A 236-nucleotide genomic window follows, 5' to 3' on the forward strand; every position below is an offset into this window, starting at 1 on the left:
TGCCCAGCAGCACGTTGATCAGCGGGTTTATGTAGTAGCCAAGGCTGGCTTCGAGCATGCGGCCATTGTTCACCGACCATACGTAGGTCAGCCAGTTGCCAGCGATCAGCGCGCCGCTCAGCGCCAGGATGGCCAGCCGGCGCGGGTTGTCGCGCAGTTCGCGCCACCAGCCGGGGTGCTTCCATACCAGCAACAGCAGCGAGCCAAACAAGGCCGACCAGAGCACCCGGTGGACG

1 pseudogene is annotated in these 236 nt (G+C 64.4%); it reads right to left on the reverse strand.

What is annotated here, in order from left to right:
* Positions 1 to 236, reverse strand: a pseudogene (locus SB772_RS45540) (EamA family transporter RarD); the annotation flags it as partial.

This window comes from Paraburkholderia sp. SIMBA_030 (assembly GCF_046535245.1).
Taxonomy (GTDB): Bacteria; Pseudomonadota; Gammaproteobacteria; order Burkholderiales; family Burkholderiaceae; genus Paraburkholderia.